The sequence below is a fragment of the Nitratireductor sp. J20-h4 genome (assembly GCF_056780505.1).
This window is the reverse complement of record NZ_CM165557.1, coordinates 624,810-644,113: the sequence shown is the minus strand read 5'-3', so window position 1 is coordinate 644,113 and position 19,304 is coordinate 624,810. Positions and strand designations below refer to the sequence as shown.

Annotated in this window: 16 protein-coding genes and 1 pseudogene; 5 read left to right on the top strand and 12 right to left on the bottom strand. The window is 65.6% G+C overall.

The window, feature by feature from the left end; genetic code table 11:
- Window positions 1-101: 101 nt before the first annotated feature.
- Entirely contained in the window at window positions 102-1,961 is a 1,860-nt protein-coding gene (locus tag ACT2B0_RS03095; RefSeq protein WP_481658481.1) for a LysR family transcriptional regulator, read from the top strand.
- A gap of 13 nt (window positions 1,962-1,974) precedes the next feature.
- Here the strand turns inward: ACT2B0_RS03095 and ACT2B0_RS03090 are convergent, their stop codons facing one another.
- The 12 genes from ACT2B0_RS03090 to ACT2B0_RS03035 all read right to left on the bottom strand — a co-directional run bounded on the left by ACT2B0_RS03090 (window position 1,975) and on the right by ACT2B0_RS03035 (window position 15,958).
- Complete coding sequence (locus ACT2B0_RS03090) at window positions 1,975-3,030, bottom strand: acyl-CoA dehydrogenase family protein (protein ID WP_473461336.1); 1,056 nt, start codon at window positions 3,028-3,030, stop codon at window positions 1,975-1,977.
- 6 nt (window positions 3,031-3,036) lie between these two features.
- Window positions 3,037-4,212, bottom strand: a complete 1,176-nt coding sequence (locus tag ACT2B0_RS03085; RefSeq protein ID WP_473461334.1) for an acyl-CoA dehydrogenase family protein — start codon at window positions 4,210-4,212, stop codon at window positions 3,037-3,039.
- Between the two features lie 22 nt (window positions 4,213-4,234).
- Complete coding sequence (locus ACT2B0_RS03080) at window positions 4,235-5,425, bottom strand: CaiB/BaiF CoA transferase family protein (RefSeq protein WP_473461331.1); 1,191 nt, start codon at window positions 5,423-5,425, stop codon at window positions 4,235-4,237.
- Window positions 5,426-5,459: 34 nt separating this feature from the next.
- Window positions 5,460-6,764 (bottom strand): TRAP transporter large permease, encoded by a 1,305-nt coding sequence (locus tag ACT2B0_RS03075; protein ID WP_473461329.1) that lies wholly within the window; start codon window positions 6,762-6,764, stop codon window positions 5,460-5,462.
- Window positions 6,751-7,314, bottom strand: a complete 564-nt coding sequence (locus ACT2B0_RS03070) for a TRAP transporter small permease (RefSeq protein ID WP_473461326.1) — start codon at window positions 7,312-7,314, stop codon at window positions 6,751-6,753. Before ACT2B0_RS03070 ends, ACT2B0_RS03075 begins: the two co-directional genes overlap by 14 nt.
- A gap of 83 nt (window positions 7,315-7,397) precedes the next feature.
- Window positions 7,398-8,417 carry a TRAP transporter substrate-binding protein gene (locus ACT2B0_RS03065; RefSeq protein WP_473461324.1) on the bottom strand — a complete coding sequence of 340 codons (1,020 nt, stop codon included), beginning with the start codon at window positions 8,415-8,417 and terminating at the stop codon, window positions 7,398-7,400.
- Between the two features lie 150 nt (window positions 8,418-8,567).
- The gene (locus tag ACT2B0_RS03060; RefSeq protein WP_473461321.1) at window positions 8,568-9,128 is read right to left on the bottom strand and encodes a UbiX family flavin prenyltransferase; all 561 of its coding nucleotides are present in this window, start codon (window positions 9,126-9,128) and stop codon (window positions 8,568-8,570) included.
- 31 nt (window positions 9,129-9,159) lie between these two features.
- Complete coding sequence (locus tag ACT2B0_RS03055; RefSeq protein ID WP_473461318.1) at window positions 9,160-10,524, bottom strand: UbiD family decarboxylase; 1,365 nt, start codon at window positions 10,522-10,524, stop codon at window positions 9,160-9,162.
- Entirely contained in the window at window positions 10,521-12,191 is a 1,671-nt protein-coding gene (locus ACT2B0_RS03050; RefSeq protein ID WP_473461316.1) for a urocanate hydratase, read from the bottom strand. The genes ACT2B0_RS03055 and ACT2B0_RS03050 overlap by 4 nt, the downstream gene beginning before the upstream one ends.
- Before the next feature lie 10 nt (window positions 12,192-12,201).
- Window positions 12,202-13,290 carry a DUF917 domain-containing protein gene (locus ACT2B0_RS03045; protein WP_473461314.1) on the bottom strand — a complete coding sequence of 363 codons (1,089 nt, stop codon included), beginning with the start codon at window positions 13,288-13,290 and terminating at the stop codon, window positions 12,202-12,204.
- Window positions 13,287-14,582 (bottom strand): Zn-dependent hydrolase, encoded by a 1,296-nt coding sequence (locus ACT2B0_RS03040; RefSeq protein WP_473461312.1) that lies wholly within the window; start codon window positions 14,580-14,582, stop codon window positions 13,287-13,289. Before ACT2B0_RS03040 ends, ACT2B0_RS03045 begins: the two co-directional genes overlap by 4 nt.
- Window positions 14,579-15,958, bottom strand: coding sequence for a dihydroorotase (locus ACT2B0_RS03035; protein WP_473461309.1), 1,380 nt, complete (start codon window positions 15,956-15,958; stop codon window positions 14,579-14,581). The genes ACT2B0_RS03040 and ACT2B0_RS03035 overlap by 4 nt, the downstream gene beginning before the upstream one ends.
- A gap of 366 nt (window positions 15,959-16,324) precedes the next feature.
- Here ACT2B0_RS03035 and ACT2B0_RS03030 point away from each other — a divergent pair.
- The 4 genes and pseudogenes from ACT2B0_RS03030 to ACT2B0_RS03015 form a co-directional block, all read left to right on the top strand.
- Window positions 16,325-16,531: pseudogene (locus ACT2B0_RS03030) on the top strand (transposase); the annotation flags it as partial.
- Between the two features lie 251 nt (window positions 16,532-16,782).
- Window positions 16,783-17,463, top strand: coding sequence for an EF-hand domain-containing protein (locus ACT2B0_RS03025; RefSeq protein ID WP_473461305.1), 681 nt, complete (start codon window positions 16,783-16,785; stop codon window positions 17,461-17,463).
- A 79-nt stretch (window positions 17,464-17,542) separates the two neighbouring features.
- Window positions 17,543-17,929: a DUF302 domain-containing protein gene (locus ACT2B0_RS03020; RefSeq protein ID WP_473461303.1), complete on the top strand. Its 387-nt coding sequence runs from the start codon at window positions 17,543-17,545 to the stop codon at window positions 17,927-17,929.
- Complete coding sequence (locus ACT2B0_RS03015; protein WP_473461300.1) at window positions 17,926-19,266, top strand: APC family permease; 1,341 nt, start codon at window positions 17,926-17,928, stop codon at window positions 19,264-19,266. Before ACT2B0_RS03020 ends, ACT2B0_RS03015 begins: the two co-directional genes overlap by 4 nt.
- Window positions 19,267-19,304: the final 38 nt, after the last annotated feature.

Sequence of the window (19,304 nt, the reverse complement as noted above, 5' to 3'; positions counted from 1 at the left end):
CACGGTTCTTCGACGCCAAGACGGGCTTTGGCTTGCTCCCGCCGGCCCGCTGGCCTAATCGACTGGGCCGGCCCCAGCCAGACCGCCGGCTGCGTTGATGAATTCGTGGTGTCACAGGCATTGGGAGCAAAACGATAGAGACGCGCCAGCTCTCCTATTTCCTCGTTGCGTGCCAGCACAAGAACCATGCAGAGGCCGCCGCCCATGCCGGGATTTCCGCGTCGGCGCTGAGCGAAAACCTGCGTCTGCTCGAGGAGGAGCTGGGCATCAAGCTGTTCCAGCGCGGGCCGCTCGGGCACTATCCAAGCGAGGCGGCCCGCTGGCTCTATCAACGTGTCGAGGTGGCGCTGCAACGGATCGAAACCCTCGAGGCGGGAGCGGACCGCGTCCGCGGCGTGCAGTTCCGGCGCCTGGAAATAACGACGCCGCTGCAGTTCATGCTCGGGCGCCTGTCGCGCGCCGCGAGCCAGGCCGTGCGGGATCTGGGAAAAACACACCCCCACGCGCTCGCCCGGGTTCAATTCCGAACCAACTGGCTGGCCGAGGACGGCGACCTGTCCTTGCCCGTCCCCGACCGTGGGGAACCGGTCGAACGCGTGGTCCTGGAATATGTCGACGAGGCCGCACCGCAGGATTTGTTGTTTCAGGACGACTGGATCGCCATCACCAATTTCGATCGCAGCCTCGAACAGGGTCGCATCATCGATTTCGAGACGCTCAGAAACTTGCGCCTTCTGCTACCGCCCTTGCTTCCGGCCCAGACGCGCCATGCGCGCGCCTATTGCCAGCGCCATGGTCTGCCCGAACCGGTGATCGTGGAGGAAGATGTCGGGACGTTTCCCACGCTTTCGCGCGATGCCCGCCCGTTCGCGCTGCTTGCGCCGCGCAGTCTGGTCGCCGGGGGACTGTCGCGCCTGCAACTCGACCATGTCAGCCTGCCGAGTGACCTCGTCAGCCCGGTCGCGGCCAGCGTTCACGACAGCGGCGAACTGGGTCAGGCCTATGTCGAGCACCTGAAGCGCATCCTTATGGAACCCGACCACCCGGTCGTCTACGATCCGCACATCACGCTGCGGCAAATGCGCTATTTCCTGGTTCTCTTTGACCAGATGAACATGACCGCCGCCGCCCGCAAGCTGAACGTCGTCCAGCCGGCGCTGTCCAATCAGTTGCGCAAGCTCGAGGCAATCATCGGCCGACCGCTGTTCGAACGCCAGCGCACCGGCCTGAAACCGACGCCGGAAGCCGAGACGCTCGCACCGTTGATCGAGGAAGCTGTCGAGCTTTGCAGCAACGTTGCGGTAGAGGCACGCCGCCAGGCCTCGCAACAGGGCCGCAGGCTGACCGTGGGTGTCGTTCCGTTGCTCAACCATCGCGGCACGCTGGTGAAAGCCATTGCCGGCGCGCTCGAGGACTGGACCGCGACCTATCCCGACGTCAGGCTGCATGTGGTCGAGGCGGCGGCGACGGTGCTGCACCGCTGGGTCGAAAGCGGCAAGATCAGCCTCGGCCTGGTCGAGGCGCATGTTTCGCGCTCGGTTCAGCTCGATCTGAACAGCCAGGACAGGCTGGTGGTGGTCTCGAAGACTGGCCGCGACATGCTCGCGCCCGGAGACGTGCCGCTTGCCCGGCTTGCCGACCTGCCTCTGGTGCTGCCGAGCGACACGTTCGGCCTGAGGCAACTGATCAACAGGGCGGCCGAGGATGCCCGCGTTTCCATCGTGCCGCGCATTGAGGTCAATTCACTCGCGGTGGTGCTGGCTATGGTGCGCCGCATGCCGCTGGCGACCGTGATGCCGGAAACGACGGTCCAGCCGTTCGTGGCCGAAGGCGCCTTCCAGATCAACACCATCGTCGAGCCGGCGATCCACCGCCGGCTGTCGATCATCTTTTCGACGTCGCGCAGCCTGACGGAGATCGAGCGCGCCCTGGTGGACACGCTCAGGCGCCACCTGGCATAGGTGGCGCCCCGGGCTAGCGCATCGAACGGTAACGGGAAAAATGCCGTTCCGGTGCGCCGAACACCAGTTCGTTGACCAGGATGCGCTTGACGTAGCGGCCGACCGCGTGCTCGTCGGTCATGGCGATGGCGCCGTGAATCTGGATCGCCTCCTCGCCGATCAGCCGGCCGGACCAGATGGACTGTATCCAGGCCGCCACCGCCAGCGCACCGGCCTCTTGCCGGTCCGGGGCGGCCGCAGCCGAGGCAACCAGTGAGCGAACCTCGTCGAGCTTGATCCACATGTCGACCAGCCGGAACTGCAGGCTCTGGAACGAACCGATCGGCCGGCCGAACTGCTTGCGCAACTTCGCATAGTCGAGCGTCTGCTCGTAAAGCACCTGCATGGCGCCGAGATTGTCGGCGGCCGCGGCAAGCAGCGTCTCAGCCTCCACCTCGCGTAGCAGCGTTTCGACCCCGCCGTTCTCGTCCAGGCGATCGGATGCCGCGACCGCGACGTTGTCGAAACCGACACATCCCGCCCTGCGCCCGTCCGGCAGGAAATGGAGCTCGACCGTCACGCCGGGCGCGTCGGTGCGGACCATAAACAGCCCGGTCTCGTCGCTCGCGCCGATCCTAGCCAGTGCCAGCACCGCGTCGGCCTCGTCGACGGCCAGGACGTGATTGCACCGGCCGGCCAAGCGCCAGCCGGCGCCGGCCGGGTGCGCCGCAAGCGTCGGGGCGGTGCCGACCGCAAAGGCCGCCGCCACGCGCTGCTCGCCTTCCATCACCGCCGCAAGCGCATGCGAACCGCGCGGGCAGCGCGCCAGCACGCCGCCGGCCATGACGGCGAATGGCAGATAGGGCGTAGCCAGCAGGCCACGGCCATGGCCCTGCATGACGGCCGACACCCCGGCCGTGCCGAGCCCGAGCCCGCCGACCTCTTCGGGATAGGGCAGGTAGAGCCAGCCGAGCTCGGCCAGTTCCTTCCAGCCGTCTTCGCTGTTGGCCTTGCCGTCCGACCGGTTGGCGACGTAGCGCGCCACCGTATCGGTAAGCATGTGGAGTTCATCATCAAGATTGGTGCTCATCGCCGCTCACCCGAGTTCCAGAATCTGCTTGGCGAGGATCATGCGCTGAACCTCGTTCGATCCGCCCCAGATCGTCAGCTTGCGCTGGTTGAGATAGGTCGCGATCGCGCCCATCGCCGACGGATTGTCTGAGGATTCCAACGCATCCAGGAAGGCCTCGGAATGGACGAGGCAGTTCTCGGCGTGCAGGTCGACCCTGAGCCTCGACAGCGCCTGGGCGATCTCGGTGCCGCGGATCTTGAGCTTCGAGGCTTCCGGACCAGGATTTTCGCCGCCGACGCTGCGTGCCAGGAGGTGCAACTCCATGTGCTCCAGCGCCAGAAGCTCGATTTCCAGGCGGGTCAGCCGCTCGGCCAGGCGGGCGTCATCGGCCTTGCCGAGCGCTGCGGCGTCGGCCCGGATTTCGGAAAGGACGCGCCGCGAGCGCGCCGCCCCCGACATCGAGAACCGCTCGAATTCCAGCAGGAACTTGGCGTAGGTCCAGCCCTGCCCTTCCTCGCCGATGCGGTTTTCGACCGGCACCAAAACGTCGTTGAAGAAAACCTCGTTGAATTCCTCGTCACCATCGATCGTCTTGATCGGGCGCACGGTTATGCCGGGCGAGCGCATGTCGATCAACAGGAAGGAGATGCCGCGCTGCGGCTTCACCTCGAGATCGGTCTTGACCAGACAGAACATCCAGTCGGCCCAGTTCGCCCAGGTGGTCCAGATCTTCTGGCCGTTGACGCGGTAGTGGTCGCCCTCGCGCACCGCCGTGGTCTTCAGGGCGGCGAGATCGGAACCGGCCCCCGGTTCGGAATAGCCCTGACACCAGAAGTCCCTGTTTTCGCGGATACCGGGCAGGAAACGCGCCTTCTGCTCGTCATTGCCGAAGGTGAAGATGACCGGCCCGGCCATCGCGATGCCGAACTGGCAGGGATGCGGACAGGCCAGCGCGCCATATTCGCGCTCGAACAGATAGCGCTGGGTCTGGGTCAGGCCGGGACCGCCGGCCGAGGCGGGCCAGCCGACCGCGTACCAGTTGCGGGCTGCCAGAACGTCCTGCCAGGACGTGTAGTCGTCCCGCGTCAGCCTTTGATTATGACGTACCTTGCGCGCCAGCTCGGTGGGCAGGTTGTCGCTCAGATAGGTGCGGACCTCGGCGCTGAAGGCCTTGTCCTCTTCGGAGAAAATCATCGTCATGGTCTGGTTCCGCTGTCAGATGTCAGATGACGCCGGCGGCTCGCAGCCGCGCGATCTCGCCCGCGTCCATGTCGAGCATGTCTTGCAGGATCGTGCCGCCATGTTCGCCCAGCTCCGGCGCCGGACGCGCCTCGCCCCGGTCCAGCCCGGCGACATGTACCGGCTGCTCGGGCAGTCTGAGCGTGCCGAGCCTGTCATGGTCGACCGTCGTCATCAGTCGGCGATGACGGGCATGGGCGCTGTCGGCGGCCTCGGCGACGTCCCACACAACCGATGCCGGAATGCCGGCGGCGGCCAGGCGTTCGACCGCGGCTTCCGGCGACAGATCGCTCGACCAGGACTCGATTTCGGCGCGCAGCGCATCACGATTGACGCGGCGTTCGCGGTCTGAGGCATAACGCGGGTCGTCGGCCAGTTCAGAACGACCGATGGTGGCGGCGAAACGGGCAAACAGCGAATTGTTGGCGATCGCGATGATGATGGTGCCGCCCTTGGCCGCGAAGGCGCCAAAAGGTGCCGACAGCGGATGCTGGTTGCCCTGCCGGGTCGGCGCCTGGTCGTTGACCTGAAGCTGTGCCAGGGCGGTCGGGAGAAGGGAAAACAGCGAATCGAACATGGCGATGTCGAGCGTCGCCCCCTCGCCTGTCGTCGCGCGCCGGTAGAGAGCGGCAGCGATCGCGAAGCCGGCATAAAGGCCCGATACCGTGTCGCCGACCGAATCGCCGACCATCATCGGCTCGCCGTCGGGCTCGCCGGTGATGCTCATCAGGCCCGACAGCGCCTGCGCCACGACGTCGTAGCTCGGCGCACGCGCCAGCGGTCCGTCCTGACCGAAACCGGAGATCGAGCAATAGATAAGATCGGCGCGCTCGCCGCGCAGCGTCTCGGCGTCGATGCCGAGCTTGCGGGCGACGCCGGGACGGAAATTCTCCACCACCACATCGCTCCTGGCCGCCAGGCGGCGTGCAATCGCCCGGCCTTCCTCGCTTTTGAGGTCGAGCCGGATGCTGCGTTTGTTGCGGTTGATGAGTTCGAAACTGACGCTGATGCCCTGAGAAAAAGCGCCCATTGAGCGCTGGTCGTCGCCGGTGGGCGGCTCGACTTTGATGATCTCCGCGCCGAGATCAGCCAGCATGGCGGTGCAGAACGGGCCGGCCAGAACCCGGCTGAAGTCGAGCACGGTCACCCCGGCGAAGGGCTTGGTCGAAGACATTGTTATCTCCAGTTTTGGTGCGCGCGGGCGGGCCCTAGCGCAACAGATCCGGCAGCCAGGTAGCGAGCTGCGGGAACAGGACAACGAGCAGAAGCGCAAAGACGTTGGCGATCAGGAACGGCGTGATGCCGCGGAAAATCGTCCCCAGCGGTATGTCCTGACGCAGTCCCTTGATGACGAAGACATTGATGCCGACCGGCGGCGTGATCATGCCGATCTCGATGACCATCACATTGACGATGCCCCACCAGACCAGGTCGTAGCCGAGCCCGCTGATGATCGGCACCACGAAGGGAAGCGTCAGCACCATGCCGGCAAGCGCGTCGAAAACACAGCCCAGGAGCACATACATGGCGATGATGATGAAGATGATCGCCAGCGGCGGAATGTCGAGCCCCTGGACCCAGGTCGCGACTTCGCTGGGCATATGCGACAAGGTGAGGAAATAGCCGAAGATATTGGCCCCGATCACGATCATGTAAAGCATGGCGATCGAACCGGCCGACCCGAAGAGCGTCTCGGTGAATGTGGCACGTGTCAGCGACTTTCTCACGACAGCGAAGATCAGGGTCAGCACCAGACCGACCGCGGCGCCCTCGTTGACGGTGAAAAAGCCGGAATAGATGCCGCCCATCACCACGACGATGATGCCGATCGGCGCCCAGGCGCGCCCCGTTTCGCGCATCCGCCCGCGCCAGGCTATACGCTCGCCGGCGCCGGCCAGATGCGGCGCGATCATCAGCTGCACGCGGATGGCGAGAACGAACAGGGCGACAGAAAGCAGGCCGGGAATGATCGCGGCCAGAAACAGGTCGATGACGAACTGCTCGACCTGGACGGCATAGATGACCATGATGATCGATGGCGGGATCAGCGATCCGAGCGTGCCGCCGGCAGCCAAGGTGCCGGTGCACAGGGACAGCGCGTAGTTGCGCTTTTCCATCTCCGGCAGCGCGATCTTGGCCATGGTGGCGGCGGTTGCGATCGACGAGCCGGCAATGGCGCCGAAACCGGCGCAGCCCAGAATGGTCGCCATCGACAACCCGCCCCGGTAGTGACCGATCCAGGTATTGGCGACGCGGTAGATGTCGGCGGAGATGCCGGCCGCGCCGGCAAAGCCCCCCATCAACAGGAAGAACATCACGACCGCGAAATCCTGGTTCGTGAGCATGTTGACGGTTTCGGTGCCGAACAGGGAGACCATGCCCGACAGATTGCCGGTCAGCATCACATACCCCGCCGCACCCACCGCCGCCATGGCGATGCCGACCGGCACATGCAGCAGGATCGCGGCGATCAGGCAGGCGAGCCCGACCAGGCCGACTTCAATCGGTGCCATCGGGCCCCTCCTTGTTCTCCGGGTGCACGGACGTCGCCGCGGCATCGTTCATGCCTGCCGGGTTCTGCGCCGAGAGGCGGATATCGCGGGCCGCGGCGATAACCAGCGCGAGTTGAACGGGAATACACAGCACGAACAGCGCCGTCGTCAGCACCCATACCGGCCAGACGGGAATATAGATCAGCCAGGTGGTCTGGCCGGATGTGTAGACGTCGATCGTGTAGACCCAAAGCTGCCAGGCGATCAGCACGAAGACGGCGAGCATGATCCCATGTCCGAGGAAATCGAGCACCGCTCCCAGGCGCCAATGCGCCATGCCGGCGAAACGCACCGAGACATGCTGGTTCGTGGCCAGCGACGCGGGGAAACAGGCGGCGGCGGCGATCACGATGATCAGGTCAGAGATGTCGCTGAAGCCGGTGACCGGCGTACCAAACAGTTCCCGCCCGGCAATATCGACCATGGTCATGATCGACAGGACGACGAGGGCGGCAAGCCCGATCGTGGCCGCGAACTGGGCAAGTCTGCGAATATTTGCCAGCAATGTCATGGGAGGCGCTCTCGGCTTGCCGCGCGCGGACGCACGGCGTGGGCGCGACGGCCGCGACAAAGCCGCGACCGTCGGGCTGGTTCTTACTTGTCGGCGCGCACCGCGTCGCGCGCGGACAGCATTTCCTGATACAGGTTCACGCCGTCCTTGTCGGCTTCCCAGCGTTCCTTGAGACCGGAAAAGGCGCCTTTGAGCGTTTCGATGTCTTCGTCGGAAAACTCGACCATATTGTGCTCGGCATCGGCCGCGAGGCGCGCTGCGGATTCTTCGTTCTGCTTGTCGAGATTTTCGGACAGAACATTGGAAAACCACATGCCACGATATTTGTCGAAAGCGGCCTTGGCCTTGGGCGGCAGGCTCTCATAAGTGTCCTTGCGCATCGGGAACATGACGGCGACATTGCCCAGCGGCGCATTGATGACGTGGTAGCCGGCCGCATCCGCGATGCGGAAGTTGAACATGTTGCCGACATCCATCAGCGTGCCGTCGACCACGTTGCGCGAGATGTTTTCCGCAATCTGCGTGGCCGGCATGCCGCCGACGGGAACGCCGCCCATCGCCTTCACGACCGCGCCCTGAACCGGGCCGCCGGCACGCAGCTTCTGGCCGGAAATGTCGTCGACCGTGGCGAGTTCCTTCTTGCTGTGCAGATAATAGGGACCGACCTCGGCGATGCCGACGAGCTCGAGCTCGTCGAAGCCGGTGAACAGGCCCTTTTCGTACAGCGCATAAGCGGTCAGGCTGGCCTCGCGCGTGTTTTCAAACACGAAGGGCAGCTCGAACATTTCCAGCTCGGGGAAGCGGCCGGGCGTGTAGGACGCAACCACCTCGGCGATGTCGACGACGCCGTCCTCGACCAGCTTGAGCTGGGTGGTCGGGCTCGCGCCAAGCGTGCCGCCGGGATAATGCTCGATCTTCAGCGTGCCCTCGGACGCCTTTTCGACGGCCTCTATAAAGGCAGGGATCGAAATCGAGTTGGTCTTCGTGCCGGGCGGGAAGGCGCTGGCGAATTTCAGCACCACGGGCGATTCGGCCAGGGCCGGCTGCACGAACGCGCTGCCTAGAAGCATGGCAGCCATGGTCAGTTTTTTGATCGTTGTCATCGTCTCTCCCTTTCAAGCTCGCGCCTGGCGACCAGGAACACGGCTATGTTCGTATGACGGCGAAAATTATCGTGTCTGCGGGCACCCGCGCTGAAATAGGTTTTGCGAAACTGGACAATCACGAAAGACGAAGCTCGATCGGCCTGCCGCCTAGCTTTTCCAACGTTTGACGATCCCAGCGTCGATATCGACCAGGTCGAGTACCCGGCCGACCGTGTGATCGACCATCTCTTCGACCGTGTCGGGACGGGGATAGAAGGCGGGGACCGGAGGCATGACGATCGCGCCCATCTCCGTTACCGAGACCATGTTGCGGCAATGGCCGAGATGCAACGGCGTCTCGCGGAACAGAAGCACCAGCCGGCGCCGTTCCTTCAGGCTCACATCGGCGGCGCGCGAGACCAGCGTACCGCAGGCCCCGGACGCGATCTCGCCCAGCGTCTTGGCCGAGCACGGCGCGATGAACATGCCGTCGACGCGGAACGACCCGCTGGATATGGAAGCGGCAACGTCGTCGTTGGAGTGGACGTGATCGGCCAGCGCGTGGATATCGGCCTGCTTCAGGTCGGTCTCGTGGGCGAGCGCGACGACGGCCGAGCGCGACATCACCAGGTGTGTCTCGCAGCCGAGCCCGCGCAGCACCTCAAGGAGCCGGATACCGTAGACATGGCCCGAGGCTCCGGTGATTGCGACAATGAAGCGTTTGGTCATATGCCCTCGCAGGCGCCGGACGGCCCCGATCCTAATAGGATTCGAGGTCGCGGCGCACCCTTTCATAGATATCCGCCGGCGGCCGGACGAATTCCGAGCGGCCGCCCGGCTCGCCGTCGCCGGGACGGGTGGTGGCGATCATGCCTATCTTGGTGACGACCAGATCCTCATGCACGGGATCGCAGCGGTCCGCCTTGACGCCCGGCAGCACGATCAGGTCCTCATGCGCCCGGAACCGGGCCGCCAGCGACCATTCGACCTGGCGCCAGTCCTCGGGATCGACATCGTCGTCGACGACGATGACGAGTTTCAGGAGATTGACCGAGCCCATGGCCAGCATCACCGCGCGCTTGCCCTCGCCGAGGCGCGGTTTGTGCATGGTCACGATGGCGTGCAGGCGGCCCATCCCGCCTTCGGTGACGAAGACGCGGCGGACGGCCGGAATGGCGCGCTTGAGATCGCGCGTCAGCGTCGCGCCGATCGAGACCGCGCCGATCAGGCAATGCTCGCGCGCATAGCCGGGCAGGATCGCCTGATAGATCGCGTCCTTGCGATGCGTGACGCAGCTCGCCTCGACGCCGATGCCAGGGCCGTAATACACGTAGAAACCCGGGAATTCGGAGACCGCGCCCTCCTCGATCAGGTCGTCGGGGTTGAGCCGCCCCTCGATCACGATTTCCGCGTGGGCCGGCACTTCGAGATCGACCGTCTTGCACTTGACGAGTTCGATCGGAGCGCCGAGCAGCGCGCCGGCATTGTCGAATTCGTCATCGCCGAGTTCGAGATAGAGCTGCGAGCCGAGCAGAACGGCGGCATGATTGCCGATCGCCACGGCGATTTCGAGATCGCGTCCGAGACGGCGGGCCTTTTCGGCCATCTGGGCGAGATGGTGGTTCTTGGCAATGCCCGCCATCATGCGAACACCGCCTTCGAGCCGGAAGCGCGCGATGGACACGTTGCGACGGCCCGTTTCGGGATCCTTGGCCACGATCACCCCGGCGGTGATATAGGGCGCTCCCTCCTTCTCGAACCAATGCGGCACCGGCATCAGTTCGCCGATGTCGAAGGGCGCCCGGTGGACGACCTCCTGCACCGGCCCGTCTTCGACCACGACAGGCTTGACCGGCTGGCGCAGCGCAGCCAGGCAATGCGCGTCGAGGTCGGCTTCCTCGATGGCGAGCGCCCGGGCGAAGCGGCTGCGGTGGTTGTAGAGGTTGCCGACGACGGGCATGGCGCTGCCCTGCACGTTCTCGAACAGTTGCGCGGCGCCGTCGTCGCGCAGGGACAGGACCGAGGCCAGCTCGAAACGCGGGTCAACTACACGGCCGACTCGATGCAGCTCGCCGTCGTCCTCCAGCGCGGCCAGGAAGCCGCGCATGCTCTGGTCGATGCTCATGCCCCGGCCCCGCCCTTGCCGGTCGTGTCGAGCCGGAAATGCCGGATATCCTTGCGCTCGATTTCGTCGAACGACTCCTCGTAGCCCGCATCGGCGTAACGCATCACGCCCGTGGTGGTGTCGTTGGTCAGAGTCATCTCAAGTCTTTCGTCCGCCTCGGCCGAGCCATCGGCGACCAGCGTCACGCCGGAGCTTGTCATATAGCCCGAATAGCCGCCACCGCCGGAATGGATCGCGACCAGATCGGCCTGCGAGGCACAGTTGACCAGAGCGTTGAGCAGCGGCCAGTCGGCGATCGCGTCGGAGCCGTCGCGCATGTTTTCGGTCATGATGTTGGGATGCGCCATGGCGCCGGCGTCGAGGTGGTCGCGGGTGAACGCGACCGGCCCCGCCAGCACGCCCTCGCGCACCATGCGGTTGACGGCAAGGCCGAGCCTGGTGCGGTCGCCGTGGCCGAGCCAGGCGATGCGCGCCGGCATGCCCTCGACCGGCACGTGCTTGCGCGCCAGCTTGATCCAGCGGGTGACGCCGGCATCGTCCTTGAACTCCTCCAGCAGCCAGTCGTCGATCTTGCGAATGTCGTCGGGATCGTTCGACAGGGCGATCCAGCGGAATGGTCCGATCGCGCGGGCAAATAGCGGCCGCAGGAAGGCCTCGGTGAAGATCGGGATGTCGAACGCGTTGTCGACGCCGCCTTCCTTGGCCTGGGTGCGGATCAGATTGCCGTTATCGAACACCACCGCGCCGGCCTTCTGGAAGGCCAGCATCGCACCGACATGGCGCACGATCGAGCGGGTCGAGGCGGCCATCAGTTCGTCCGGCGCTTCGCGGCGCATGCGGCGCACCGTCTCCAGATCGTAGTCCGCCGGCACATAGCCGTAGATCAGGTCATGCGCGGAGGTCTGGTCGGTGACGATGTCGGGCACGATGCCGCGCTCGCGGATCTGCTCGAAGACGTCGGCGGCGTTGGCGCACAGGCCGACCGACAGGGGTTCTTTCCTGGTACGGGCCTCCTCGATCAGCGCCAGCGCCTCGTCGAGCGTTTCGGCCTGCTTGTCGAGATACCCGACCTCGATGCGTTTTTCGATGCGCTTGGGATCGATCTCCACGCACAGGATCGCGGCCTTGGCCATCACGCCGGCGAGCGGCTGGGCGCCGCCCATGCCGCCGAGCCCGGCGGTGAGCACGAAACGCCCGGCCAGATCGTCGCCGAAATTCTGCTCGGCGATGCGCATGAAGATCTCGTACGTACCCTGAATGACGCCCTGCGAGCCGATATACTGCCAGTCTCCGGCCGTCAGGCCGCCCCAGCAGATCAGGTTCTCGTCCTGCCAGCGATAAAAATTCTCCGCCTTCGCCCACTGACCGACCATATTGCAATTGGCCATCAGCACGACGGGGGCCTTGGGGTGGGTTCGGACCACGCCGATCGGCTTGCCCGACTGGACGATCAGCGTCTCGCCGTCCTCGATCGTCTTCAAGGTCGCGACGATCCTGTCATGCGAGGGCCAGTCGCGCGCGGCACGGCCGAGCGCGGCATAGACGATCAGATTGTCGGGGTCCTCGCCGACGGCAAGCACGTTCTCCAAAAGGCGCAAGAGCCCTTCCTGGCGCCAGCCCTTGCAGCGCAGCGTCGCGCCGCTCGTCACCGTAAAGTCTCGATGCATGACGGTCTCCCTAGCCGAGCGCGTAGTCTGTCAGATTGATGCCGAGCGTCGCCTCGACGGAGGGGTAGACCGCCGGGTCGGTGACGCTGGAGGATAGCGGGATCACGGTCTTGGGCACGCGCAGCACCAGAAGCTCCATGCCCTCGACAACCTCGCCGACGCTCATCGGCACGCCGTTTGTATTCAGCGTGGTGATGACGTCGGGATAACCGGCGATGCGCTTTGCCTCGCCATCGTCGACGGCCATGTATTCGTTCATGACGTGCAGCACGCAGGCGCCCTTGCCGCTGCCGACCTTGATCGTGCCGACATCGAAGGCCTCGTTGGTGTAAACGACGTCCTTGGCAACGACCTTGCCCTGGCCGATGATCTCTCCCTTGGTCTGCTTGCAGATGGCGTCGATCACCGCCGTGCCGCCACGCGGCTCGGCCGCGATGATCGCCTCGCCCAGCGCCAGCGCCATGGAGATGCCGCCAAGCGCGGCGTGCTCGCGCACATAGGCGGCCGGCACCGGATTGCGGCACGAGGCAATGAAACCGCCCGACATGTCGGAGGCGGTGCGCAGGATCGGCGACACCTTGGCGGTCGCGCCGCGCACGACGAGCTCGATATAGGCGTTCTTGGACCTATTGCCGCCGACCGCCGACTGGATCATCGGCTCGGGCGAATTGGCCAGACCGATCGAGCCCATGTCGCCGGTCGGATGGGCGCGGATATCGCCGACCGCGTCGATCACCTTGGTGCCGAGGATCGCCGAGGGCAGCCAGGCGTTAAGCGTGCTCGACTTGCCGTTCTGGCCGATGATGAGACCATAGATCGGCGCGCCGAGCTCTTCTTCGACCAGCCGGACCGCCTTGACGTAATCGACACCCAGCATCTGCCATTCCGTCGTGCCGGCCGGCGCGCCGATCGCGGCGGCGGTGGCAATCCAGGCCTCGTCAGGGACATCGTCCATCGACACCAGTTCCGGCTCGCCGGCATTGACGGCGGCCGTTCCCAGCATGCGTCCGTGATCGGCCCAGCCGCCACCGCCGGCGGCATAGACCGCGCCGCCCTTGACGGCGGCCTCGATATCGTGGGCCCTTAGAATTCGTGTCATCTGGCGTCGCTCCCTTCGGACTCGGTCTTGTTGTGTCTTTCGTCCAGACGCAGCACCGCGTCGTGGATGACCGCCGCGCCGGCGGCGATCGCATCCGGTTCGGCCCATTCCTCGGGCGCGTGGCTGCGCCCGTCGCGGCACGGGACGAACACCATGGCGCTCGGCGCGATATGCGACATGAAGGCCGCGTCGTGGCCGGCGCCCGACGCCATCGGCAGGGACGAATAGCCCAGTGCGTCGGCACTTTGCGACAAGAGCGACTGCAGCGCGGTGTCGCAGGGGGCTGGATCGGTGTCCGACAACAGCGCAAAGCGGGCGCGCTCGACGCCACACTCGGCGGCGATCTCGCCGCTGCGCGCATCGAGCGCGGCCAGGAAACGCTCGGTCACGGCATGGTCCTCGGCGCGGATGTCGACGACGAGACGCGCCTTGCCGGGCACGACATTGGCCGCGTTCGGAAACTGCTCGAACATGCCGGTGGTGGCGACGAAGTGGCCGTTGCCACCTGCAGCGGCCTCGCGCGCCGTCGAGGCGACAAAAGCCGATGTGATCGCCGCTGCCAGCCCGGCATCGCGGCGCAGGTCCATCGGTGTGGTGCCGGCATGGTCTGCGCGGCCGTCGAACACGATCTCGACACGGGCGATGCCGGCGATCGCGGTGACGATGCCCAGGTCGATGCCCTGCTGCTCCAGCACGATGCCCTGCTCGATATGCAGCTCGAAAAAGCCGACTATATCCTCGCGCTGCGCGGCGGCGAGCCGGTCGGGGTCGCCGCCGACCCTGCGGATCGCCTGATCGAGCCGCTCGCCGGCCGGATCGCGATAGGCGAGCTGGTCGTCCGTCAGCCGGCCGGTCAGGGCGCGGCTGCCGACGCAGGACAGGCCGAATTCGCTCGGTTCCTCGGCCAGGAAGTCGATGACCTCGATGGCGCAATTGAGCCGACGGCCGGCCTCGCGCAGCGAGCGGGCGATCTCAAGCGCCACGATCACGCCGGCCACGCCGTCGAACCGCCCGCCGGCCGGGACGGTGTCGGAATGCGAGCCAATTACGATCGTACCGGCATCCGCGCGTGCGCCTTCCATGCGGCCGATCAGGTTGCCGCCAGTGTCGGTGCGCACCGACAGGCCGGCAGCGGCGAAGCGCTTGGCCAGCCAGTCGCGCCCTTCCAGAAAAAGCGGCGAGAAGGAGCGGCGCGTGTAGGGCTTGTCCGGCTCGGTAATGGTGCCGAGCGCCATCAGGTCGGCCCACAGCCGGCCGCCATCGACCGGCAGGTTCGTGCGTCGCGCCGTCATTGCCCGCCATTCTCCGCAAGCGCCCGCGCCGGGGTGACGAACCGGCCCGCGCCGGGCTCGGCCAGAACGCGCGTGCCGTCGAAAACCATTTCGCCGCGCTGGAAGGTGGCGACCGGCCTGTAGTCGAGCGCCATGCCCTGATACGGGCTCCAGCCGACGAAATTATTGCCGCTGGCGCCGGCGTCGTAACGACGCGGATCGCGCGCCATGACGACGATATCGGCGTCGCGCCCCGGTTCCAGCGCGCCCTTGCGGTGGCCGATACGGAACAGCCGCGCCGGATTGGCCGCCAACAGCCGCGCCGCCCAGACCGGGCTCAGCCCCCGCTTCAGAAGCCCGTCGAGAAGCAGCGCATAAAGCACTTCCAGCCCCGGCACGCCCGAGGCGTTGTTGAGCATGACCGGATCGGTCTTGCGATCCTCCGACCAGCTCACGTGATCGGTCGACACCACGGTAACGTGGCCCGCCGCCAGGTGGCGCCACAACGCCTCGACCTCGGCCCGCGGACGGATCGGCGGGTTGATCTTGGCTTTGCCGCCAAGCCGGGCGACGTCGTTTTCCTCATCGAGCACGAGATAGTGGATGCAGGCTTCGATGGTGGCGTCGTGACCGCGCGCACGATGGTCCTGGCACAGTTCGTAGCCGCGCCCGATCGAGCAATGCACGATATGGGCGGAACAGCCGGTCGCCGCACCGATCTCGTAAACCTCGGCGGTGGCCAGCGCCTCGGCCAGAGCCGGGCGCGCCAGACCGTGCGCGCGATAGTCGGTAATGCCGGAGCCGGAGATCGCGGCCTCGGCGGCGCGCACCATCTCGTCGCTCTCATTGTGCGCGCCGGCCGCAAGCCCGTGCCGGGCGATCTCGGCGAAGCACGCGTGCAGCATATGCGGCGCAATGCGCGGGAAACGCTGCGGATGGGTGCCGAAGGTGGAGAATTTGAAGGCGGCCGCGCCGGCGGCGACCATGTCGGCGATGTGGCGCGGGCCGTCGTCGGGATGCACCGTGCCGTAGAGCGCGAAGTCAACGCGCGCCTGCTCACCCGCCTCGCACGCCTTGGTCGCCAGACGCTCGCCGGTGCAGATCAAAACGCCGTCGTCATAAGGCATGTCGACGATGGTCGTCACGCCGCCGGCTGCCGCCGCGCGCGTCGACCAGACGAAATCTTCCTGGCCGCGCTGCGAACGGGAATGAACCTGTGCGTCGATGGCGCCCGGCATGACATAGGCGTCGCCGAAATCCTGCCGCGCGCGCGCGGCAGGCGGCGGGCCCTCGCCGATACGCTCGACGAGCCCGCCGCGAATTGCCACATAGCCGTTCTCGCGGACGCGCTCGGCGTCCACCACACGTCCGGTGATAATCAGATCGTAGTCGCTCATTGATCCTCCTAAGCCGAGGAAGGATCAAAAAACTTTGGCCGTCGCGACAATCGTTTTCGCCGAAGCGCGCGATATGGGATAGCGAACTCGGTCGGAAGGCGGGCGCTGGGGAGACCGCGCCGTACCCATAGCCGACACACTCGAGCCGACCGACACGGGCGATTATCGCTCGTTACGATTCAGGCCCGTGTCTTGCGGGTCGCGCCATGTGAGTAGAGCCATCGAGGGCGGAAGGTGTCCGCCGTCAGCGCCAATGAGGCAATTTTGACCTGACGGATAGAGGAGGACTTCTGGCTCATCGTAGCCCTTCAAGGAGCAAAGTTGAGACGGAAATCCGAGACTCAGACGTAACCGGCGGAAAAGACCATCAACGACATCCGCCGCGCCACCTGCAAACAATATTCGGCGGAGGAGTAGATCCGCATCGTGCTGGAAGGCCTGCGTGGCGAGGACAACATCGCCGCGCTCTGCCGGCGCGAGGACATAGCCGAGAGCTTCTACTACAATTGGTCGAACGACTTCCTCGAAGCGGGCAAGAAACGGCTTGCAGATGACCCCGCTCGATCGGCGAGCATTTCCTGTCACTGTTGCGCGCGATATTGGACGCCAAGCGACAAGAAATGGGTATCAAGCTCTTCGGCACCTGAAAGCCGCATCACAGGGCTTCCGGATTTCACACCGCGACGACCGGGCCTGGGCGAAGCCGGTAATTTCACGACGATGTGTAATCATCAGCCGCGCGGCGCGTCTTAAGCAGCGAACGCCATCGTGCAGCATTGTGCGAGCGGCGGTCCATGACGACGCAACCACAGCGAGGACAACCAATGAAACGCATACCGGCAACGGCGCTCGGACTGGCCGTCATACTTGGCGTGGCAGCCGCGTCACCGGCCATAGCACATGGTCCAGGGTGGGGCGGCCCGGCTCAGGGCATGGGGCCCGGCATGATGGGCCAGGGTCAATGGGGTGGCCAAGGCATGGGGCCTGGCATGATGGACCACATGTCTTCCATGATGCCGATGATGATGCGTATGCACGGCTCGATGATGGGCGGCGGCATGGGCATGGGCATGGGCATGGGCGGCATGGGCACGGGCGGCGGCATGGGTATGATGGGCCCGATGGGCGCCATGACCGATCTGTTCGACAGCGACGAGAACGGGGTTTTGACGGCCGACGAATTACGCGCCGGCCTCACCGCCCGACTGGAACAGTATGACGCCGACGGCGATGGCCGGCTGTCGCTCGAAGAATTCGAAGGGCTGCACGCGGTCATGGTCCGACCGGCCATGGTCGATCGCTTCCAGGCTCTGGACGAGAACGGCGATGGTGCCGTGACGGGCGAGGAGATCACCGCGCCGGCCGACAATTTCGCGCGGATGGAACGCATGCGCGAGGCGATGCGGGCGCAAATGTCCGCTCAGGGCCGTCCCGGCCGACCTGGAACCATGATGGGCAACGGCCGTTCCATGATGGACGATGACGACATGATGGACGACAACTGACCGATCGGACTTTCATCGTGTCAGGCCGCGTCCGGCGAGCGGGCGCGGCTTGGTTTTATGATATTGCAGGGAGTTTTCCATGGGCTACACGATCACCCGCACGATTGAAGGCGCCGATTTCGACGCTGTCGACTCGAAGGTCCGCAGCGTCCTGGCCGACCACGGTTTCGGCGTTCTGACCGAGATCGACGTCAAGGCAACGATGAAGAAGAAGCTCGACGAGGAGATGGCCCCCTATCGGATCCTCGGCGCCTGCAATCCGACCATGGCGTGGCAGGCGATCGGCATCGAGCCGCGCGTCGGCGCCATGCTGCCGTGCAACGTGATCCTGCGCCAGACCGACGACGGCATCGAGGTCAGCGCCGTCGACCCGGTCGCCTCAATGCAGGCCATCGACAACGAAAAACTGGCCAAGGTCGCTACCCAGGTGCGCGACATGCTTGCCAAGGTGATCGCCGCGCTTTGACACACAATACCGACGCGCCTGACAAAACCGACCGGGCCGGTTCGATCAGCCTGCCCGGCGCGGTCGCCATGGGCACCGGCGTGATGATCGGCGCCGGCATCCTGGCGCTGACGGGCCAGATCGCTGAACTGGCAGGGTCGTGGTTTGCGCTGTCGTTCCTGCTCGGCGCCGTTGTGACCGGCTTCAGCGCCTATTCCTATGTCAAGGTTTCCAACGCCCATCCCTCTTCGGGCGGAATCGCCATGATCCTGCAAAGGGCCTACGGACCGACGACCGTGGCAGCCGGCGCGGCGCTGCTGATGGCGCTGTCCATGGTCATCAACGAGAGCCTGGTGGCGCGGACATTCGCCACCTATGCGCTTCGGGGCTTAGGAAGCGAGCCCGGCGGCATCGCCGTGCCGGCAATCGCCGTGGCGCTGATCCTGACGGCCTGGCTCGTCAACGTCGCGGGCAATCGCTCGGTGAGCCTGGTTTCGCTGGTCATGGCCGTGCTCAAGGTGGGCGGCATTGCCCTTTTCGGCGCCGCCGCGCTGTGGGCGAGCGGCCTGTCGTTCGAGGCGTCGGGCGGCGCAAGCCGCTTTTCGCCGACCGGTTTCCTCGCCTCGGTTGCGCTGTCGATTCTGGCCTTCAAAGGCTTCACCACCATCACCAATTCGGGCGCCGAGATCACCGATCCGCATCGCAATGTCGGCCGGGCCATCATCTGGTCGATCCTGATCTGCGTCGTCGTCTATCTGCTGGTCGCCCTGGCGGTAGGGTCCAGCCTGTCGCTCGACGCTCTGGTTGCGGCTAAGGACTATGCGCTGGCGGAGGCGGCGGAACCCGCGCTCGGGCGCACCGGGTTCTACCTGACCGTTGCCCTGGCGCTGGTCGCGACCGCGTCCGGCCTGCTGGCCTCAATCTTCGCGGTCTCGCGCATGCTGACCATGCTCACCGAGATGAGGCTGATCCCGCACAGCCATTTCGGCATGCCGGGCGCCATCCGAGATCACATGCTCGTCTATACGGTCGTCATCGCCGCCGTCCTGGCCGTGTTTTTCGACCTGTCGCGCATCGCGGCGCTGGGTGCCTTCTTCTACCTGGTGATGGACATGATCATCCATTGGGGCGTTTATCGTCACCTGCGCCGGGAAGTCGGGGCCAGGGGCTGGATTCTCTTGACCGCGATTGCGCTCGACGCGGTGGTGCTTACCGCCTTCACGACGATGAAATGGCGGGCCGACCCGGCCATCGTCGTCATCGCTGCTAGCACGATGGCAGCGGTATTCGCCTTCGAGCGGGTCTATCTGACGAAATTCCACCCTTCGCCGCAGCGCCAGGGTGAACCCGGTTCCTGACCCGGTTTCCCGAAACGCGGCCGGACGCAGGGGCGGCT